Raw genomic sequence first — 20613 nt, forward strand, 5'->3', positions numbered from 1 at the left:
TAGCAATTCTCTTTTTACAAAAATTATAGTAAGCTAGATATTACTTTTTTCTTTCAATGGTATAATGAACCAGATCGATTAATGCTGCCCTGGTTTCAGAATCTTCAAAATCATCTAGCACAGCAAGGGCTTTATCTCTGTATCTGATCATTTGGTCATGTGTATATTCAATACCTCCGTTGTTTCTTACAAATTCAATGATTTCTGCTACTTTTTTATCATTTTTATGGTGACGGCGGATGGTGGAAATTAGCTTTTTCCTATCCTTTTTGTCACATGTATTTAAAACATGTATCAAAGGCAAAGTCATTTTCTTTTCCCGGATATCGTTACCAGTAGGTTTTCCAATCAAATCTGTTTTTTCGTAATCAAACAAATCATCTTTAATTTGGAAAGCAATTCCCAAATAAGTACCAAACTCCTTCAGTTTGGCAATGTTTTCTTTATCCGCATTTACCGATAAAGAGCCGGCAGCTGTACAAGCCGCAATAAGTGTAGCTGTTTTCTTATTAATAATTTTGTAATATACTTCCTCTGTAATGTCTAGTTTGCGGCTTTTCTCAATTTGAAGCAACTCACCTTCGGCCATCGATTTTACAGCTTCCGAAACTATTTTTAAAACGTCGATTTGGTCATTGTCAAGGGCAACCGATAACCCCCTTGACAGGAAATAATCACCAACCAGAACGGCAATTTTGGATTTCCACAGTGCATTAACCGAAAAAAAGCCTCTTCGTTGATAGGTTTCGTCTACTACATCGTCATGAATTAAAGTGGCTGTATGTAATAATTCTATTAAAGTTGCAGCAACAAATGTAGATTCAGAAATTGTTCCGGTGAGTTTTGCTGATAAAAATACCAGCATGGGCCTCATCTGTTTGCCCTTTCTTCGAAGTATATAGTTTGTGATTACGCCCAATAATGGAATCTTTGATTTTAATTGTTCCCTGAAAAAGGGTTCAAAATCTTTCATTTCATCTTTAATGGGTTTTTTAATCGTATTTAAGTTTGCCATGCAAAAGTCTCTCGTTTGTAGGATCACCAAAATTATAATTATGGCCAAATTTAATGAATTAAGGCAAACAAAGGCTTATTATGTTGATTAATTCTACCTTCTTTTGTTTTGATTAAGAGTGGATAATTTTTGTATCTTTTGGTTTTAAATTGAAAATAATATGGCTGTGTATAAATGTTTAGCTTGTGGAAATGAATATGATGAGGAAAAAGAAGGTGTGAAATGGCAGGATTTGCCTGGTGATTGGATTTGCCCCGTGTGCGGTGTCGCAAAAGATATGTTTGAAAGTATTGGTGATCAGGATGAGGCTCAAAACAGTGCTGAAGACATAGATCATGTTGATAAAGGTGATTATCTGTCGAAATGGAAAAAGTCAGGTGATGATAATGAGCAATATTTTAATGACATTCATACTATTGCAGAAACAGGCAAATCGATTGCTGAACCAATGAAAACAAAAATGCCATTGGTTTCGTGGAACGATATTCTTTTTAAAGGAGCCCAGTTGTCAAAGCTTCCTATTAATACGGAGGTGGAAGTCAACACAAAAACTGTTATAGGGCCAAGGGCAAAACATCCTTTGGTAATTGAAATACCTATTTATATCAGCCATATGTCGTTTGGGGCACTTTCAAAAGAAATTAAGGTTGCCCTGGCTAAAGGGAGTGCTGCTGTAAAAACTTTGATTTGCTCAGGCGAAGGTGGGATATTACCTGAAGAGTTTGAAAATGCTTACAAATACATCTATGAATACATTCCAAATAAATATAGCTTGACCGATGAGAATTTAAGGAAAGTTGATGCGGTAGAAATTAAAATAGGACAAAGTGCCAAGCCGGGGATGGGAGGGCATTTGCCTGGAAGTAAGGTAACCAGGGAAATTGCTCATATTAGAGGAAAACGTGAAGGGGAGGACATTCATAGCCCTGCCTGTTATCCTGATATCAGGAACAAGGAAGAACTCAAGAGCAAAGTGGATTGGCTAAGGGAAAAAACAGGAGGAAAACCAATAGGTGTTAAAATCGCCGCGGGTAACATTGAAGAAGATTTGGACGTGGTTTTATATGCAAATCCGGATTTTATCACCATTGATGGCAGGGGAGGAGCCACAGGGTCTGCACCGAAACATATCAAGGATCACACTTCGGTTCCAACAATATTTGCTTTGAACAGAGCCAGGAAATATTTGGACGCCAATAACATTGTTGGTGTTTCTTTAATTATTACAGGAGGCTTGCGCGTGTCATCTGATTTTGCAAAAGCTTTAGCAATGGGTGCTGATGCCGTAGCTATTGCAACCGCCGGTATGATTGCAGGAGGATGCCAGCAATACAGGGTTTGTAATACAGGTAAGTGCCCGGTAGGTATTGCAACTCAGGATAATGATTTGCGAAAAAGGTTGGATGTTGATAAGTCAGCCAAAAGGATAGAAAACTTTTTGAAGGTATCGTCTGCAGAATTAAAAGATTTTGCAAGGATAACTGGTAATGTGGATGTGCATGGTATGGATATCAAAGATGTATGTACCACGAATAGTGAAATATCTGATTACACAGATATTGATCATGTTTGATGGATAATGAATATTTCAGGAGGATTGGGAAATGGATTACAGGATGTCCGTTTCCCTTTTTTTATGATGGTATTGGGGTCAGAGCATTGATTTTTAAAAATATTGCTAATTGATGATGAGGTATGATATTGTAAATCAGATTTGTAGTAATATTGTTTCGCATTCCATGACACATGTGATTTGTAAGTGACCCAAAAAGATATATATTTAGCTGCGAAAAAGAATAACTAATTAAAAATTAAATAGATATGTTTAAAGGACATCCAAAGGGATTAATGATTCTTTTCTTTACTGAAATGTGGGAACGTTTTGGTTATTATCTAATGTTAGGGATCTTCAGTTTGTATATGATTGAACCCACTTCTTCAAAATTTGCAGGCTTAGGGTTTACTAATATGTTTGCTGCAGATATATACGGTACTTACCTGGCATTGGTTTATTTAACCCCATTTTTTGGTGGTTTAATAGCTGACAGGATGATTGGTTACCGGAAATCTATTTTAGTGGGGGGGGTATTGATGGCTGCCGGATATATTGGGTTGGCAATTCCAGATTCTATGATGGCCTTTTATATTTCATTGTTGCTCATAATTTTGGGTAATGGGATGTTTAAGCCTAATGTTTCGGTTTTGTTGGGTAAACTATATGAAAAGCCTGAATTTGAGTCGCTAAAGGATTCTGGTTATAACATCTTTTATATGGGTATCAATATCGGAGCTTTCGTTTGTAATTTTGTAGCCGCATATTTAAGGTTGACTTATGGTTGGGGATGGGCTTTTGCTGCAGCCGGAATTGGTATGTTGATAGGTGTTGTGTGGTTTTTGGTTGGTTTATCTCGTGTACCTGAAATTAAGGAAGCGGATAAAATATCGCCTTCCAGGCCTGGAGATATTAAGTTGAGCAGGTTGTTTACTGTATTGTTTTTACCTGCTTTTGCAGCTGCCGCTATTGGTTGGTTTATTCCTGGAACCATGTTTGGTGGTGATTCTACAGATGCATTTATATTCTTCTGTGTTCCGGTTTTACTGTTCTTTTTTACTACGTGGAAAACAGCAGATAAAAAGACAGAAAGAGAGCCTATTGCTGCATTGTTGGCGGTATTTGGTGTGGTAATTATTTTTTGGGCTGTATTTCATCAAAACGGATCGGCATTAACTTACTGGGCTAAAAACAATACCTCAAGGGAGGTTTCCGGTGTTACTGAAGTGGTTATAAATACTATTGCTAAAACGGAGGATGTATCCACCTTGCCCCGAGACATTAAAGTACAAGGTTTGCATGGAGAAGATTTAGGGTTTAAAGAAGGGCCCAACCCATATTTTGATAATTATACAAAGGAATTTCCTAAAGGTAACCTGGAAGGAAAGCCAGGTGATCTGACCCAGGAACAATGGCAGGAGCTAACCGCATCTCAAAAAGCAGAAGGCGGGAAATTGAAATTATGGCCAACTGAGTTGCAGGCCTCAATCAACCCTGGATTTGTTGTGTTTTTAACTCCTTTGGTGGTGGGTGTGTTTGCTTGGTTACGTCGCCGTAAAAAGGAACCTACAACACCAGGCAAGATTGCGTGGGGTATGCTGATCTCTGCATTGTCGTGGCTCGTTATGGTGGTTGCTGCTATAACCTCAGCCAATGGTCTGGATAAAGCTTCGGTAGCTTGGTTGTTTGGTGTTTATGGAGTAATTACAGTTGGTGAATTGTGTTTAAGCCCGATGGGATTGTCGTTGGTAAGTAAACTGGCTCCCAAACGAATTGCAGCTTTAATGATGGGAGGGTGGTTTCTATCAACAGCTATAGGTAATAAACTGTCGGGTGTGCTTTCTGGTTTATGGGATCTTTTTGAAAAGAAATCTTATTTCTTTTTAACCAATGCAATACTTACCGCAGGTGCATTTTTAATTATAGTTATAATAATGCCTTGGTTAAAGAGGGTGTATAATGAATATGTGGATTAACAAGTATAAACTAATATTGAAAAGAGACTGTTTGGGTCTCTTTTTTTTGCTCATAACCCATCGATTACATCTAAATATCTAAATATTGTTAATATGTTTTCGTTTTCTGCGAACATATTTATATATTTGTATTTGTTATTTTATTGTCAATCACTTAGATTGATTTACCATGAAGGAATTCGTAAAGCAAATGAAAATAAAAGATTTAGATGCTGCACAGTTAGAGCGCGCAGCTAGTATGCTAAAGGCTATTGCCCATCCCATGAGGATTGCTATTTTAAGTCACCTTGAAGAAGGAAAAAGACTCACGGTTACTGAAATTCATAAGTTGCTTGATATTGAGCAGTCTACAACATCTCACCATTTGGGTATCTTAAAGGATAAAGGTGTATTGATTTCTCAAAGGGAAGGGAAGAATACTTTTTATTCATTGAAACATAACAGCCTGCAGAATATTGTGGATTGTGTAAGTAAATGTACTGTAAAGTTATAAAATCATAGAAATCATTTATTGAAGCCTTAAGCTTATACAATATGTATTGAGTTTAGGGCTTTGTTTTTAATTGGATTTGGGAACGGGCAAGAGGCGATTTAGTATGATCTGAAGTAGTCTCTTATCTCTTATCTCTTATCTCTTATCTCAAGAACATGTCAAAAATACGGTTAACAAAGGAGTTTCGATTCGAAATGGCTCATGCCCTATGGAATTATGATGGCTTGTGTAAGCATTTCCATGGCCACTCATATATACTTAGGGTAACAATAATAGGAAGTCCTATCAATGATCCAATGAATCCTAAATATGGTATGGTAATGGATTTTGGCCAGCTTAAAAAGATAGTAAACGAAGAAGTCGTGGATAGGTTAGATCATAGTGTAGTGATTAATCAAAATGCAGATCATAAAGAGTTTACGAGTATACCCCAGATGGGTGAACGGGTTGTGTTTACCGATTACCAGCCCACTTGCGAAAATATGATTGTGGAAATGGCCCAACGTATTTCTTCGCGATTGCCTGATGATGTTTTGCTGCATAGTTTAAGGTTAAACGAAACAGCAAACTCTTTTGCAGAATGGTTTGCCGAGGATAATTAACAGGATATAAAAAAGCCGGAAAACGGTGGGATGCTTTCCGGCTTTACAAGGGTTGTGTGAGTGGTTTTTTATCTATTCTTTTTTTCTGGCAACTTTGCCATATATGATTAGCGCCACAGCAGAAATGAATGCAATTCCGCCAAAATAATACCAAATATAATGGGCATGAGCACTGGCAGCCTGCCATTCAGCCGTTCTTCCGCCAAATTTTAAGGGATCAGGACAATATTTGTCAAGCAGTACACCCGACATCAGGAATCCAAAAATACTCGATAGGAATGAGTGCAAGTGAGAGAATCCCAGGTACAAGCCCTCTTCCCCTTTGGGAGCCTGAAACGAAAAATATTCAAGGAACCTTGGTGAAATAAACGATTCTGCCAATCCCTGAAAAGCTATACCTACAATCATCATAAATGCAATCGGGTGTAAGCCTACAATGTTCATATCTGCACCAAATAAGTTTCCTGCAGCCATACAAAATGCCGAAACAGGCATGATGAACATACCAACTGTCATCGAAAATAAGGCACTTCTATTTTTCATTAACGAAGTAACAATTCCTACAGTTGTAAATACAACTAATGGGTTTACGTTGGCATACCAGCTCGGAGAGGCACTTTCGCCAGCCATACGCAACACATATTTAGGCATGGTTGCATAGAGTTGGTGTTGTACCATCCAAAACCCTGTTATAATTAATATTAAAACTATCAACCGCACATTACCCAATACTTTGGTAAAGGCTATCCATATCTCATTAAATGATTTTCCCTCGCGTTGCTGTACTGATGGTTTAAAAAAGAAGAAGACTGCAATTAGTGCCAGTACAGTCATGCCAGCCGAAAAGAAACTGATATCAATTAAACCAACATTACCCATGGCATCACGAAGTGGTTTAACGATGGTTTTGCCAGAAAATGCTCCGATGTTTACAATGGTGTAGAAAATTGAAAAACCGGTTGCCCTGTTTTTTTCACTGGTTTCCAATGAAACGGTACCGGTTATTACCGACTTGATAAAGCTTCCTCCCAGAATGATTAACAGCATTACTGGTAAAATCGCATACCTGAACCCACTGTTTTGCAAACCGGTGAAGGTGGTTTCAAAATCATATTGTGCAAGTCCGGCACTCTCAATAAATGTGGGTAACAGTCCCAGGCCAAGATAGCCTAACGAAAGCAATGAAAACGCAAGAAGCAAAGATTTTTTAAAACCTATTTTGTCGGCATAGGCACCTGCAAAAGTGGGTAAAAAATATAATAAACCTGAAAATACACCTGCAATGGTTGCTGCCTCAATATCGCCAAATGCTAAAATCCGTGATAAATAAAGCGTGATAACAATAAAAACTCCATAATATGCAGCACGCTCCAACAATTCGGCAAAGTTTGCCGTCCAAAATGCTGCAGAAAACCTCCTAAACACTCCTGTCATAAATTTAAAAATTGTAATAATTAAAAATAAGGGCATAGATAACAATAGATTAGGTAAATCGCAACGACATATGTCATAATTATAGCTGGTATAACTTTGTCTGGTATTCGGTTTGTATAGGGCATTATTCACATCCTTCTCTTATCTTTGGAAATTGTTTAAACAGGATAGATAATTTATGATTGAATCGACCAGGGGAATAGTTTTGACTCATACAAAATATGCCGAGTCTAGCATAATATCTCATATTTATACAGAGCACTATGGGCTACAATCCTATATGATTAATCAGGTTCGCAGCAGGAAATCAAAAGGGAAAACTGTTTTTTTGCAACCACTAACGCTGGTAAACCTTGAAGTATACCATTCAGATAAAAAGACAATACACCGGATAAAAGATTTTAAGGTTAGCTCCCCATTTTCATTGATTCCATTTGAGCCCATTAGGCAAAGCCTTGCATTTTTCATTGCAGAAGTATTAAATAAAGCACTAAAACATGAAGATAAGCTTGGTAATGATCTGTTTGATTTTTTGTTTCATAGTATTTGTTTGATGGATGACAATATACCCGGGATACAAAACTTCCATTTGTTTTTGTTGTTTAAACTGACGCAGCCTTTGGGATTTTATCCAAATTTTGAAGAAGAGCTGGAGAAAGTTTTTTTTGATTTAAGGAAAGGGATGTTTACTATTCATGAACCGGTTCACCCAAACTATATGAATGTTTGGCAGTCAAAGTTATTATATAAGTTAAAATCAGTGGATGTCAATCATTTGGATCAGATAGAATTGAATGGGGAGCAAAGAACCGAATTTATAGAGAAGATGCTGGATTATTATCATTTGCATCTTTCCGGTTTTTCTAATATTAAGTCTTTCAAGGTTCTGAAAGACTTGTTTAGGTAAATGTTAACATAACAAGGATGTTTGCCCGTTTAGAAATGAAACCTTCAAAGCATAGGTGAACTGTAAACTTATACCTTTGGGGTTTGTAAAAAAATATCCGTTTTGTAAAAAAAACTTTGTAAATTGTATTTACAAATGCTGTTTGTTCAGTATAAAACCAATGTTTAATGTGTGTTTTAGGATGATGGGTTAACGTGTAATTAGCTCATTTTTATTCGACCAGGTCTTAAATTATCAGAATAGTTACATCATGATTGTACAAAATATGGAAAAGTTATCTTCGCCTAAAGATATAGCAGCGTATGCCAGGGAAGTTGATTTAATTAATATGGCGGAAAATTTTTCAATGCAGAAAAGTGCCCCTGAATTGACAGATTTATTGCATTCTTATATTAAACCATTTGCCAACGAATCATCACCTAAATTTGGGTTGCTTGAGCTCAGGGAAGCCATTGCCTTAAAAACAGAATCCTTATATGATTTTAAATATGCTCCGGATACAGAAGTAACAGTGACTAATGGAGTAAAACCATGTGTTTTTGCTATCATGCTTGCTTTGCTTAAAGAAGGGGATGAGGTAATCGTCTTTGAGCCGGCTCATAAAAGTTATCAGGCTGCCATAAATGTAACTGGCGCTCGTGTGGTTTATGTTGAACTTGATGCGCCAGAGTTTAGTTACGACTGGGAGAAGGTACAGAAATTTGTTACCTCTAAAACACGGATGATAATCATTAACAGCCCGCACTTTCCCACTGGAACAACCATGTCGGAACTGGATATGTTAAGACTTCAGAAAATTATTAATGGAACTAATATTTACATATTGAGTGACGAATCTTTTGAGCATATTGTTTTTGATAAAGAAATGCACCAAAGTATTGCGTTATATCCAAAATTAAGGGAACGTAGTATTATTGTTTCTTCATTCAACGAAACTTTAGGGATTAACAATTGGCATATTGCGTATTGCCTGTCTACCGAAAAAATAATGAAGTCTATCAGGGGTGTAATCAGTTTGTTGGGCGAAGGGGTTGGTATTCCGTATCAAAAGGCCATCGTTTCATACCTGAATAAACATAGTGATTTTGCTAAGCTGGCAGGGTTTTATCAGAAAAAGCGTGATTTATTGTTAGAAGGTCTGGATGATTCCGGGGTGTTCTTCGTGCCTTCAAAATCTTCCTATTATCAACTTATTTCCAAAGCAGGGAAAAATGATAGTACTGATGTAGATTTTGCCATGAGTCTGATCAAAGATGTAGGTATTGCCGCAGTGCCATTGAGTTACTATTACCATCAAAAAATAAAGACAAAATTTGTGCGACTTAATTTTTCATTACCGGATGAAGATCTGATTAAAGCAAATCAATTTTTAAAAGGAATATAACAAAAGAGGGTGCCTGTAATAACATTAGTTTGTTAAATTTTTATAATGTACTGATTCTAAATACATTGAATGATTTATGGCAAAATTATTATCTTATTGATTTTAAGCGAATTGTAAATCAGTCTAATGTCTATTATCTAAAATCTAACGATCTATTGTAATAAAGCACCCTCTTTTTTATTGTCTTATCTATAAAGTTAACCTAACGAGGCCAATATCTGAACGCATATAATTAAAAGAACCATAGCCACCGGATATACCGTTGCATAGGCAATGGAGGGGGCATTGGTTTCTGTCATTGGGTCAACTGCAGCCAACCCGGGTGTGCTGGTCATTGAACCTGTTAATGCACCAAGCATGGAAAGGATATTGACGTTCAGCAATAATTTTGCGACTAAGGCACCAAATATCATTGGCAAAAGGGTTAGTGCTCCGCCAATTAAAAAAAGGTTAAACCCATATTCATTATAAGTTTCAATAATTTGAGCTCCGGCTTTTGTGCCAACTCCGGCAAGAAAGAACATAAGGCCTAAAGTTCTGAGCAGTTGGTTGGCTCCGCCAGACATGGACCAGATGATAGGGCCAGTTTTTCCAATGCGGCTTAAAATCATGGCTACTGTAAGTACACCTCCTGTCAGGCCAAGTGAAAAGGTAAATGAACTGCCAAAGTTTAATGAGAACTTTCCAAGGAAAAAACCCAGTACTATTCCTGCGGCTATCGGGAAAAAATCTGTATCAGAGAGTTTTTTGCTGTTGCCACCAAACAGTTTAGTGACAACTTCCATATGGTCGCGGCTGCATGAAATCTTGATTTTATCACCCATCTGTAATTTTAGGTTGGGGCTTGGGGTGATGTCAATACCTGAACGGCGTACTCTTGTAATGGTAACGCCATAGGTAGAAGTCCATTGAATTATTTCACGGATGGTTTTGTTTACAACAGCTGTGTTCGAAACAAGGATAGATTGTATTTCGTATCCTTCTTTTAAAGGAACTTCCTGAGTAGTTTCTCTTCCTATTAAAACCCCAATTTTCTTAAGAGCTTCTTCTGTACCAACAGCTTTAATTATGTCGCCGTTTTTTAATACCGTAGTAGCGGTGGGTACGGTTGGTTTCCCATCAGATAAAATCCTGGAAATAACCCCTTGGGTCATTGTCCTTATCCTAAGTTCTGCGAGGGTTTTTCCTGCAACATTTTCATTTTCAACAATAAAATGTTTGAAGGATATTTCAGGGAAAACCTCGGTTGAAGATTCTTCATAATCCTGTTCTGCCTTTTTTAAGTTGGCCATGGTAATTTTAGGGTATAGCCTTACAAACAATATAACACCAATAACACCAAATGGATAAGCTATACCATAGCCGATAGAAACACCGGTTGATCCGGTACTTTCAATGGCTGCAGCCAGACCGGGGGTGCTGGTTAAAGCACCGGTTAACAGGCCTATAGCCACGGGAACATCGATATCGAATAATTTTATTGCAGCAAATGTCAGTGCCGAGGCCGATATAATAACTACGGTTGCCATGATTACTAAGGTTCTGCCTTGCTTTTTAAAGGAATCGAAAAAACCGGGGCCAGCTTGTATACCTATAGTATAAACAAATAAAATGAGTCCAAGCTTTTCAATGATGGAAGGCATAATAATTCCATAGTGGCCAAAAACCAGGGCTACAAAAATTATTGCTGATATATCCAACGAAATGCCCTTAATTTTTATGTTTCCTATAACATAACCAAGGCATATAATAACAAAGAGGGCAAAATAACCTTGCTGAAGAAAATCGAGTACCATAATAAATTAGATTAGGCACGCAAAGATAAGGATTTATAAAACCGAATGGCTAAAAGCTGCTGATAATGAACTGTTAATATTTATTAATGAGGGAGGGGTTTGATATGGATTTTAGTTTTGTTGAAACTTTTTTTATTTACACAAAACAATGTCTTCCAATTATTTAATAGTTGATATTTGTCATGGATTTGATTGGTAATATTTGTTAACACAATTTTATTTGAGGGGGTGATATGCTACTAATTCAGATTTTTTTTAAATAAGGGCTGTGTATATTGAGGGATCATGATAAAATTTACTTTTGTCGGCTTATTTCAAAATATTTAAAAGCAATGAGAAAGTTATTTTTTATCATGGTGACTCTTGCTGTTACAGGAGTTACTGTAGACAGTGTTTATGCGCAGGAATTGCACCATCATCATGAGTCTATTCATGAAAATGAAGAACATGGAAAACACAAGTTGTCGGTATACGGAGGTTTTACCCATGTTGATGCCGCATTTTATGAGCATGAAACTCACGAGGAGAGCACCGGAAAATGGATACCAACCCTTGGGCTCGAGTATTTTTACACCCTTAGTCATAAATTCGATATCGGATTATTGGCAGATATGGAATTGGACGAATATTTTATTCAGGTGAATAATGAACGGGAACTTCTGAGAAATAATATTGTGGTGGCCACAGCAGTATTAAGGTATAAGCCAATGAAGCGAGTAGGGATTTTTGCAGGGCCCGGGGTGGAAACAGAATTTATTGAAGATGAAGATTCCGAGTCTTTCTTTGTAGCAAAAGTAGGAATAGATTATGAAGTTGAAATTGCCCATGGATGGGAACTGACTCCGGTTTTTTCATACGACTTCAAGGAACATTATTCCTCATACTCATTTGGAATTTCATTGGGAAAGAGATTTTAATCGGGATTGTTTATAAAGGCTTTGATATCATGCATGTCATAGCCTTTATTTTCAAGCCACTCTGCTGCCTGACCCTGGTTAAAAAATACTTTTGATTTTATTTTGGCATTTTTAAGATAGTACGAAAAGATGTAAGCCTGTATGATGTCGAAAAACTTATTTTTAACAATGATGGCATTGTACTTAAAGTTAATGGAGTGAGAAAGCTTTACAATGGCCCGGTTTATAATCCTGGCTTCTTTGGGGTTGCTTAAAATCAGTTCCTGAAGGTCGCACAGTGATACGATTTGATGATGAGGGTAATTTTCAATAAGTTCATCTACTGCTTTGCTGAAAAACATCGCCCCATTTTCATCCTGATGGCCTAATACCTTAATATAAACAACATCTTTGTATAATCTGATGCAAAAGTCTGCGTTATCGATTGCTATTTGCATGGTTTATAGTTATTGGTTTGTAAATACAGGATATACAAGTTCATACTTTTTTATAAATAAGAAAAGTATTTGCCTTGTTTATTTATTTGAGTTTAGCAGACTGTACATTTTAAATCAATGTAAGGATTTTATACATTTACGTGCTGTAATAAAATAGTTAATGGGGGTAGTAAAAAACATATTTAAAGTATTTGGTGCTGAATTTATTATTGATAGGGTAATAGATGTTTGGTTAGGGTTAAAAGAGCAGTTCCAGTACCGGGTTGTATACCCAGTGGTTTCAAAAATCCCTTTTGCCCAGAATATCTACTTTATTTTCTCTGCTTCTTTTGCGCATGAAATGAAGATGTTCCTTGAGGCAAGGCGGCAATATTTAAAGAGCAGGCACGGTAAAACCGGTAATTTATTTCTTTTGCGGAGGAATATTCATCGTTTAGAGAAGGGTTTATTGATGAAGGACAGGAGAGCTGTGTTTGCTTTGGGATATATTGGCCAAACTGTGGATGTTTTTCAAGCTTGCGTCAGCAAAGTTGGCAATAATGATCAATTGGACTGGGCCTTTGAAGTGTTGTGTGAATATTTTGAAGTTACAGAACCGGTTCCTGTTATTGCCAAAGCCAAATGCGTTTTTGAAACCATTGATTATGTCTCCCATAAAAATCAGCAATGTACACCATACAAACTTCCTGCTTCAAATATCAATTATTACGAAGCCTTTAAAGCATTGGCATACCAACGGAAATCCATAAGGCACTTTGATTTAAACAGGATTCCAAAGAGAGATGTTGTGGATGAGGCTGTTTTTCTCGCCGGGTTGGCACCCAGCAGCTGCAACCGCCAGCCTTTTCAGTTTAGGATTATCGATGATCCGGAACTGGTGAAAAAAATTTCGGTGTTACCTGGGGGAACTGCCGGTTTTGCAGGGAGTATCGCCGCCATGATTGTTGTGGTTGGGCAGATGAATGTTTCACCTACATTGGCAGATCGCCATTTGATGTATGTGGATGGAAGTTTGGCCTCAATGAATCTGATGTTAGCCCTGGAAAGCCTTGGTATTTGTACATGTCCGCTGAACTGGCCTGAAAACAGGAAGAAAGATAAGCAAGTAGCACAATTATTAAAGCTTAATACATTTGAAAGGCCTATTATGATGATTGCTTATGGTTATGCCGAGGAAAATTGTTTGGTAGCCTGTTCTGTTCGCAAACCTTTGGATCAATTAAGAAAATACAATTAACAGATGCAGAAGATTATTATTACGGGAGGTAATTTTATTAATAAAGGGGCCCAATCGATGCTTTTTTGCTTGGTTGACAGCTTGAAAAAGAACTTTCCCGGTGCAAATATTGTGATGATTGACCTTTTTCCAACTTTAACGGATGAGGATAAAGAAAAATATGATTTTCAGGTGGTAAATATGCATATCCGAACTGTTCTGCGGATGGCATTTCCTTTTATTAAACTGGTAGTAAAGCCTAAACCTATTTCAAATGACGAATCGGAAATAAAAAAACACTTTAAAACTGCCGATCTTATTTTGGATATCAGTGGGTATGGTGTGAGTTCCCATAACCAAAGTCCTTTATGGACTTATGCCACCTTATTTCCTGTTATGCTGGCCAAAAGGTCGTTAGTTCCATTTGTATTTTTACCACAATCCATAGGGCCATTTGATTTTAAAGGGTGGAAAAAGCTAGTAATATGGCCTTTGGTAAAAAAGTATTTGAAATATGCCAAGGTTATTTTTATACGCGAACCTGAATGTAGAAAATATGTTGAGAAAGTCAGAAAAGATGAGATTGTGGATTCTTTTGATTTGGTGCTTCAATCTCCAAAAATTGAGTTAAAGAATATTTATAAAGATTTGCCAAAGCAAAAAGATAAAGAATTGAGGATCAAAAAGGATTCGGTAGTCGTGATTCCCAATAAACAGTTAACCAAACTAAAATCTTCTGAAGAGGTAATAGCAATTTTTAAGGATTTGATCCTTGATTTGTTGAGCAGGGGGGAAGAAGTAGCCATTGTACGTCATTCAAGCGATGATAAACAATTATGCGATTCAATTTATCGTGAGGTATCCCACCAAAAGTTGCAGTTAGTTAATGAGGATTTGTCTCCCTATGATATTCAGCAGGTGTTGGAAAGTTCAAAAGTGGTTGTGGCGGCAAGATACCATGGTTTAATCCATGCCTTAAAGCTTGAAAAACCGTGTTTGGTAATAGGTTGGGCCAACAAATACAGTCATGTGATGAAGTCGTTTGGGCTAAGTAATTATCAGTTTGATATTAGCCAGGCAAACATTGATGGTATAATAGATACACAGCACAGGTTGATAGAAAATAAAGACCAGATAACGAAACAAATAGCCCAAAAGCTACAGGAAGTGAATACGGTTGATATTTATAAATATTTTGCATGAATAGTTTAGCCCCCATAGTTGTTTTTACCTATAACAGGCTTGAGCATACGCGCCAAACAATTGATTGCCTGGCTAAAAATGAGCTTGCAAGAGAAAGTGAATTGCATGTGTTTTCCGATGGCGCAAAAAACCATGATGAGTATAATAAGGTAAAAGATGTCAGGGCGTTTTTAAAAACAATCACCGGTTTTAAAAGTGTGGTGATTCATGAAAATGACGTTAACCAGGGATTGGCAAAAACCATAATTGGTGGGGTTTCTAAAATATTTGAAAGCTATGATAAAATTATTGTTTTAGAAGACGACCTTGAAACCGCCCCGTATTTTCTTCAATTTATGAATGATGCCCTTCATACATATTCACCTAAGGAGGTATGGTCTGTTGCAGGGTATTCACCCCATATTCATATTCCGGATTCCTATAAAAATTCCACTTATATGGTTCATCGCAACTGTAGTTGGGGATGGGCTACCTGGAAGGAGAATTGGGACCGGACTGATTGGGAGGTATGTGGTTTTGATGTGTTTTTTAAAGATAAAAAACAAAGAGCATTGTTTGAAAGGGGTGGTAACGATCTTTCAATTATGTTGTTAAAGCAGCAGCAAAAGCAGATTCATTCCTGGTCGGTGAGGTTTAACTATGGGGCATTTAAGCACAACCTTCCAACCGTATATCCAACTAAATCATTGGTTAAAAATATGGGTGTTGATGGAAGTGGTACAAACATGAAGCGCAGTGATAAATACTCTGTAGATCTATGTCTGAATAAAGTAGATAAAGTTGCTTTTTGCAAAGCTTCCTCGTTTGATTATCGGATAGAGAGTGGTTTTAAGAGATTCTATAATACCTCGATGCTTCGAAAATGTATTAATTGGTTTAAAACTCAGGTTTACCTGATGAAACTTTATATTATTTAATGCTAATTGCTTTTTTATCTAAAGAGCGAATGGCGGGTACATATGTCACCGGGATTTGTTTTTTAAAGATTGCAGATTGTCTTTCACGTGTTTAATATCCGACCATTTGGCGATTAGTTGGTGGAGGCGAAGTTTTTCTTCATCAAACAAAAAGTTCCCAAAATAAATAATCCCTCCCCAGAGGGCAATCAAAGCTATCTTATAGCTAACCATTAACAGCCAGCTATCAAATTTTATAGTGTAAAAAAGTGCTATGATCAGGGTAAAGGCTGTAAGTGTGATTGCAATGCGCTTCCATTCGAATGGTTGTCTTGCTACCCGGATCACAAAATACAATAAAACCACTGATGAAAACATCTGTACAACGCCTGTGGCATAGGCAGCTCCTAAAGCCGCATACCTGGGGATGAGCAGGTAGTTTAATATTACATTGATAAAACCGGATAGGATAGACAAAATACCAATAATGCGGTTTTTTTTGATTTTATTGATTGGTAATACCAACATTTGCCGTATGCCACCAAAAACCAAGCCTATTGTTAAAACAGGAACAATAAACGATGCGTTTGAATAGTCCTGATTGTTTGCTGAAAAAACAAATAAGGCCTCTTCTACAAAAACAATGAGCAACAAGCTACAAAATGTAATGGCAAGCAGAAAATAAGTAAAAGACCGGCTGTAAAACCTGTCATTGTCCTTGTTTTGAATGCCCTTAAAGTAGTTGTGCATATAGGCGTTCATAAAAGAGTTTACAATAAGCAGGTTTACAATATTTGAGAGTTTATGTGCCAGAGTAAAGGTTCCAACAACGGCAAAGTTTGAGAACCAGTTCAGAAAATACTTATCGGTGAAATTAAAGGTTATGTTTACCATGTTTCCCAGGGCTACCGGGAAACCATAGCGTAACATATCCCATAAAAGCCTTACTTCCAGTTTAAAACGGGTGTTTTTAACAATAACCGGGATCACCAGCAAAAACTGTAGTCCACCCGAGAATATATTTGCAAGGAAAATGCCTTCGATACCTTTGTTGAAAAGTGCCAGAAATATAAAAACGAACAACACAAAACTAAGAAGTTGTATTATCTGGATAACTGAATGCTTTTTAGCTTTGTGCTGAACCCTGAGCAATAGCAACGGAACTTCTGAAAACAGCTTAGTGAGGTTTCCCAGAATAAAAAGCCATATCAGGTTGTTGTCAATTGAGGTTTTAAAATAATATTGGTTCAAAAAATCGAACGACAGATACAGTAAAAAACTAAAGATGGTGCATATTACCAGGTTAAAAAGGTATGTGGAGAAGAAAAGGCTTTTTTTATCTTTTGTAGCATCTTCATCCCAATACCACCTTGTTAAGCCCAGTTTGATCCCTAGTCCTGAGAATACTTGAAAAAGCTGAAATATTACTTCGAAAAGGGCATATAAACCAAAGGTTTCTACCGGCAAATACAATGAATATATAGGCAACAGGATTACACCGGAAAATTTTCCGGCGAAGTTTCCCATGCTATAAAAAAAGGATTGTATTACAGTTGATTTAAACTTATGGAATATGTCGCTCACTTATTGCTTATTCTTGAGTCATATTTAATACATGCCAAGCTTCTCCATTGAAAAGATGCAACTTGCCGTCTGTTCCAAAATAGATATCTCCCATGACAGGGTCAGAAGGAGCTGTAGCTTGGGGTTCCAGTCTCATTGCCTCAGAAATGTGAAGTTTTCGAGCAGGATTTTCAACTCCAATTCCGACATTCCCGGTGTTTTTTTTAATCACAAATCTTTTTTCGCTTCCATCACCACCTGGATTATTATCTGTTTCATCTGCAATACTAAAATCACCATTAGGTTTATGGCTATTAATTCTCCAAAAAGAACCTTCATCTGTGATGTAACTGTCGTTGGGATAATATCCTAAGTAGATAGTGGCATCAGATTCTGAATCAGCCTCAACTAAAAGTTGCGCTTGTCCAATTCCTTGTCCATTATCTGTTACGCGACGAATATGTAAAGCTTTTTGCGGATTGGCTGTGCCAATGCCAATTCTTCCATCATTATAGTAAAGGTGGTTAGCTGTATTCTTTGAAAAATGCTTGTCTCCGGATGATTTTGCATATAATGCATATGGGACACTAACTAATTGTGTGGTGCCGGCATCAATCCAGTTTAAACCACCCTGAATGTCTATTTGAACATTAATAAAATATGAATTTCCGCCCCAGTTAATTAAATTAAAATTACCAGTTTCGATATTACCACTTCCAATTTCAATGTTAACAAGTCCGAACTTATTGGTTGTTACGGAGTGGTTTTCAGAATAGATAATAATACCATTGGTATTGCCTTCAATTATATTGATTTTCATAGAAATATCCTGTTCGGAAATTATATTGCCACTGCCATCTCTAATAATGGATTGATATTTGAATTTTTCCGGGCTTTGACAGTAAAGCGAACCATAAATGGTTAAAAGTAATAGACTGATTATAATTCTCATAGTTTATTTTTTTACTAGTTTATGCGTTGCTAATTTATTGTTGTTTATGTTGTAGAAAACTAACAGGTATGAACCTTTATTCAATTGTGATAAATCCACTTTAGAAATAGTCTTATTTAGTGTATTTTCTAAAATAAATTTTCCCTGAGTTGTAAAAAGTTTATATGATGAGCATTGTGTTTCGTTATTGTAAATCGACACATAATCAATGATCGGATTGGGATATACACTAATTTCGAGTTCACTTAATTTTAGGTTTTTTGCACTTGTAGGTATAAGATTTGGCTGATGCAATCCTTGGGTTAATTCAGTGTTCTCCGAAGAATAAGTGTTGGTTATAATTTCACCAATTGAAAAGGAAATCATAAAATTGCTATTCTCAACATGCCCTCCGGATGCAGACATAAGTGCTTGTTCATTTAATTGGCTCCACCCGGGTAATAGGTGGCACCAGAATAAACAAAAAGAAAATAATAGTCTCATGTTTTAATATTGTTTAGTGTTTATGATTATGTGATTCGAAAATACGAAAAAAACTATATATAATGTTGCGGATATAGATTTCTTCGAAATATGTTCATCGGTATATTATTTTCTTAGATTACAATTATTGCTTTTTTACTAAAAGAATTTCACTTCTCCTTTATCTTCCCCTTCCAATTTTAGAATATCGCTTAAAAGGTTGTTGGCCAAACGGCTGGCGCCTATTCTAAACAAATCCTTGTTTAGCCATTCTTCACCTAAAATATCTTTTACAACAGCATAATAGTTTACCGCTTCGTAAGTTTCGGCAATGCCGCCAGCGGGTTTAAAACCAACTTTACGTTTGTGTTTGGCATTAAAAGCTTTAATGGCCCGGCACATTACATAAGCTGCCTTAATGGTTGCTGCAACGGGGATTTTTCCGGTGCTGGTTTTAATAAAATCGGCTCCTGCATCCATGGCAATTATTGATGCGTTCCAAATTAGTTCAGGATCTTTAATGGCTCCGGTTTCAAGGATTACTTTTAGGTGGGCTTTGCCACATGCCTCTTTTAGCTGACGGATTTCTTCGTAAACAAATTCGTAGTTGCCCTCGATAAATTCACCTACCGATATAACCACATCTATTTCGTTGGCTCCAAAGTCAACCGCTTTTTTTGTTTCCAGCACCTTTAGGTCAAGAAATGTTTGCGAAGCCGGGAACCCTGCTGAAACCACAGCCCTGTTTACGCCTTCGGCCTTTAAATATTGTTTTAAGATAGGCGTAAAAACCGGGAATACACATATTCCGCCTACATTGGGTATGTTAGGGTATTCTTTTTCAAATTGGTTTACCTTTTGGATAAAGGCCATAACTGAATTGGACGAATCGGTTTCCTTTAATGTGGTGAGGTCAATGCAGTTGAAGATTTTTTTTAAAACTTCAATATCGTTGCAGATCTCTTTGTTGTCGTCAATAATTTTTTTTGCCAGTGATTCAACTTCCTCAAACTTAAAGTCAGGGGTGTAGTCATCAAGTATATTTTCTGATTGCATCATGGTTACTGTAATTTTTTATTGTTTGCGTGTCGGTGTTTATCGCGTTTTGTTTTCTTTTCAATATTCTTTTTAAGGGCTTCTGTTAAATCCACGCCGGTTTGGTTTGCCAGGCATATCAACACCCAAAGCACATCTGCCATTTCGTCGGCCAGGTTTTCCTTTTCGCCTTTTTTAAATGATTGCTCGCCATATTTTCGGGCCATAACCCGGGCCAATTCACCAACTTCTTCTGTAAGGATAGCCATGTTGGTGAGCTCGCTAAAATATTTTACGCCAATGGTGTTAATCCATTCATCAACTTGTTTTTGGGCTTCTTCTATAGTCATGTAGAATACAGTTCTCAAAGTTTCGTACAAATATGATGATTTTTGATGGATGATGGAGGGTTGGGGAGGTTTTTTTATTTGCAGAGGGAGAAGGGGGGAAGTAGAAAGTTGAAAGTAGAAAGTTGAAAGGAAAAAGGGTGACAGGTGGAAAGGAGGAGGGTGATAAGTTGGTTAACGGGTTGGAGAGGGAGTGGTGTAGGGGCTTTTGATTTACAGCTTTGCCTTACCACAAACCCCAGAAGGGCATAACTGTCAGGCTAAGGTTCTATTTTATTAGAATAATGTTATATATTTTAGGCTGAAGATCTTTTGTAAAGGTATTTTCTAAATCGTGCTGAAAGCACAGCTTATCCTAGCCCCATGCAACGCATGGGGTTATGTAAGGAGGTAATCAACGTCCTGTAGGGACAGCTCATTCATTTT

At 37.0% G+C, this 20613-nt stretch carries 19 protein-coding genes; 10 read left to right on the top strand and 9 right to left on the bottom strand.

What is annotated here, in order from left to right; all coding sequences use genetic code 11:
- Positions 1-40: 40 nt before the first annotated feature.
- Complete coding sequence (locus OM074_RS18235; RefSeq protein WP_301202004.1) at positions 41-1015, bottom strand: polyprenyl synthetase family protein; 975 nt, start codon at positions 1013-1015, stop codon at positions 41-43.
- Positions 1016-1175: 160 nt separating this feature from the next.
- On the opposite strand from OM074_RS18235, the gene OM074_RS18245 reads away from it, so the two are divergent.
- From OM074_RS18245 to OM074_RS18260, 4 genes are all read left to right on the top strand, one after another.
- Positions 1176-2588, top strand: a complete 1413-nt coding sequence (locus OM074_RS18245) for a glutamate synthase-related protein (RefSeq protein ID WP_363320302.1) — start codon at positions 1176-1178, stop codon at positions 2586-2588.
- A 248-nt stretch (positions 2589-2836) separates the two neighbouring features.
- Positions 2837-4543 (top strand): peptide MFS transporter, encoded by a 1707-nt coding sequence (locus OM074_RS18250; protein WP_301202005.1) that lies wholly within the window; start codon positions 2837-2839, stop codon positions 4541-4543.
- A gap of 169 nt (positions 4544-4712) precedes the next feature.
- Entirely contained in the window at positions 4713-5036 is a 324-nt protein-coding gene (locus OM074_RS18255) for an ArsR/SmtB family transcription factor (RefSeq protein WP_301202006.1), read from the top strand.
- Between the two features lie 155 nt (positions 5037-5191).
- Positions 5192-5638 carry a 6-pyruvoyl trahydropterin synthase family protein gene (locus tag OM074_RS18260; RefSeq protein ID WP_301202008.1) on the top strand — a complete coding sequence of 149 codons (447 nt, stop codon included), beginning with the start codon at positions 5192-5194 and terminating at the stop codon, positions 5636-5638.
- Between the two features lie 72 nt (positions 5639-5710).
- Here OM074_RS18260 and OM074_RS18265 read toward each other — a convergent pair whose 3' ends face one another.
- The gene (locus tag OM074_RS18265) at positions 5711-7072 is read right to left on the bottom strand and encodes an MFS transporter (protein ID WP_301202009.1); all 1362 of its coding nucleotides are present in this window, start codon (positions 7070-7072) and stop codon (positions 5711-5713) included.
- Between the two features lie 178 nt (positions 7073-7250).
- Here OM074_RS18265 and recO point away from each other — a divergent pair, with 178 nt between their 5' ends.
- Positions 7251-7979 carry a DNA repair protein RecO gene (gene recO, locus OM074_RS18270; RefSeq protein WP_301202010.1) on the top strand — a complete coding sequence of 243 codons (729 nt, stop codon included), beginning with the start codon at positions 7251-7253 and terminating at the stop codon, positions 7977-7979.
- Positions 7980-8244: 265 nt separating this feature from the next.
- Entirely contained in the window at positions 8245-9363 is a 1119-nt protein-coding gene (locus OM074_RS18275) for an aminotransferase class I/II-fold pyridoxal phosphate-dependent enzyme (RefSeq protein ID WP_301202012.1), read from the top strand.
- 197 nt (positions 9364-9560) lie between these two features.
- Here the strand turns inward: OM074_RS18275 and OM074_RS18280 are convergent, their stop codons facing one another.
- Positions 9561-11159 (bottom strand): aspartate:alanine exchanger family transporter, encoded by a 1599-nt coding sequence (locus OM074_RS18280; RefSeq protein ID WP_301202013.1) that lies wholly within the window; start codon positions 11157-11159, stop codon positions 9561-9563.
- Positions 11160-11491: 332 nt separating this feature from the next.
- Between OM074_RS18280 and OM074_RS18285 the strand changes: the two genes are divergently transcribed.
- Complete coding sequence (locus tag OM074_RS18285) at positions 11492-12076, top strand: hypothetical protein (protein ID WP_301202014.1); 585 nt, start codon at positions 11492-11494, stop codon at positions 12074-12076.
- Here the strand turns inward: OM074_RS18285 and OM074_RS18290 are convergent.
- Complete coding sequence (locus tag OM074_RS18290) at positions 12073-12513, bottom strand: hypothetical protein (RefSeq protein WP_301202015.1); 441 nt, start codon at positions 12511-12513, stop codon at positions 12073-12075. The two genes, OM074_RS18285 and OM074_RS18290, sit on opposite strands and share 4 nt — an antisense overlap.
- Before the next feature lie 160 nt (positions 12514-12673).
- On the opposite strand from OM074_RS18290, the gene OM074_RS18295 reads away from it, so the two are divergent.
- Genes OM074_RS18295 through OM074_RS18305 form a run of 3 tightly spaced genes read left to right on the top strand, consistent with a single transcriptional unit; the run spans position 12674 to position 15849 of the window.
- Positions 12674-13750 carry a nitroreductase family protein gene (locus OM074_RS18295; protein WP_301202016.1) on the top strand — a complete coding sequence of 359 codons (1077 nt, stop codon included), beginning with the start codon at positions 12674-12676 and terminating at the stop codon, positions 13748-13750.
- 3 nt (positions 13751-13753) lie between these two features.
- Positions 13754-14932, top strand: a complete 1179-nt coding sequence (locus OM074_RS18300; RefSeq protein ID WP_301202017.1) for a polysaccharide pyruvyl transferase family protein — start codon at positions 13754-13756, stop codon at positions 14930-14932.
- Positions 14929-15849 carry a glycosyltransferase family protein gene (locus OM074_RS18305; RefSeq protein WP_301202018.1) on the top strand — a complete coding sequence of 307 codons (921 nt, stop codon included), beginning with the start codon at positions 14929-14931 and terminating at the stop codon, positions 15847-15849. Before OM074_RS18300 ends, OM074_RS18305 begins: the two co-directional genes overlap by 4 nt.
- A gap of 45 nt (positions 15850-15894) precedes the next feature.
- Here OM074_RS18305 and OM074_RS18310 read toward each other — a convergent pair whose 3' ends face one another.
- The 5 genes from OM074_RS18310 to OM074_RS18330 all read right to left on the bottom strand — a co-directional run bounded on the left by OM074_RS18310 (position 15895) and on the right by OM074_RS18330 (position 20220).
- Positions 15895-17412, bottom strand: a complete 1518-nt coding sequence (locus OM074_RS18310) for a lipopolysaccharide biosynthesis protein (protein WP_301202020.1) — start codon at positions 17410-17412, stop codon at positions 15895-15897.
- A 7-nt stretch (positions 17413-17419) separates the two neighbouring features.
- On the bottom strand, positions 17420-18343 hold the full coding sequence (locus tag OM074_RS18315; protein WP_301202021.1) for a DUF8740 domain-containing protein: 924 nt from the start codon (positions 18341-18343) through the stop codon (positions 17420-17422).
- A 3-nt stretch (positions 18344-18346) separates the two neighbouring features.
- Entirely contained in the window at positions 18347-18826 is a 480-nt protein-coding gene (locus OM074_RS18320; protein WP_301202022.1) for a T9SS type A sorting domain-containing protein, read from the bottom strand.
- 138 nt (positions 18827-18964) lie between these two features.
- A complete protein-coding gene (gene deoC / locus OM074_RS18325; protein ID WP_301202023.1) occupies positions 18965-19864 on the bottom strand; it encodes a deoxyribose-phosphate aldolase in 900 nt (299 codons plus the stop codon).
- Between the two features lie 2 nt (positions 19865-19866).
- Positions 19867-20220 carry a nucleotide pyrophosphohydrolase gene (locus OM074_RS18330; protein ID WP_301202024.1) on the bottom strand — a complete coding sequence of 118 codons (354 nt, stop codon included), beginning with the start codon at positions 20218-20220 and terminating at the stop codon, positions 19867-19869.
- Positions 20221-20613: the final 393 nt, after the last annotated feature.

The sequence above is a fragment of the Plebeiibacterium marinum genome (assembly GCF_026013615.1).
Classification (GTDB): Bacteria; Bacteroidota; Bacteroidia; order Bacteroidales; family Marinilabiliaceae; genus Saccharicrinis; species Saccharicrinis marinus_A.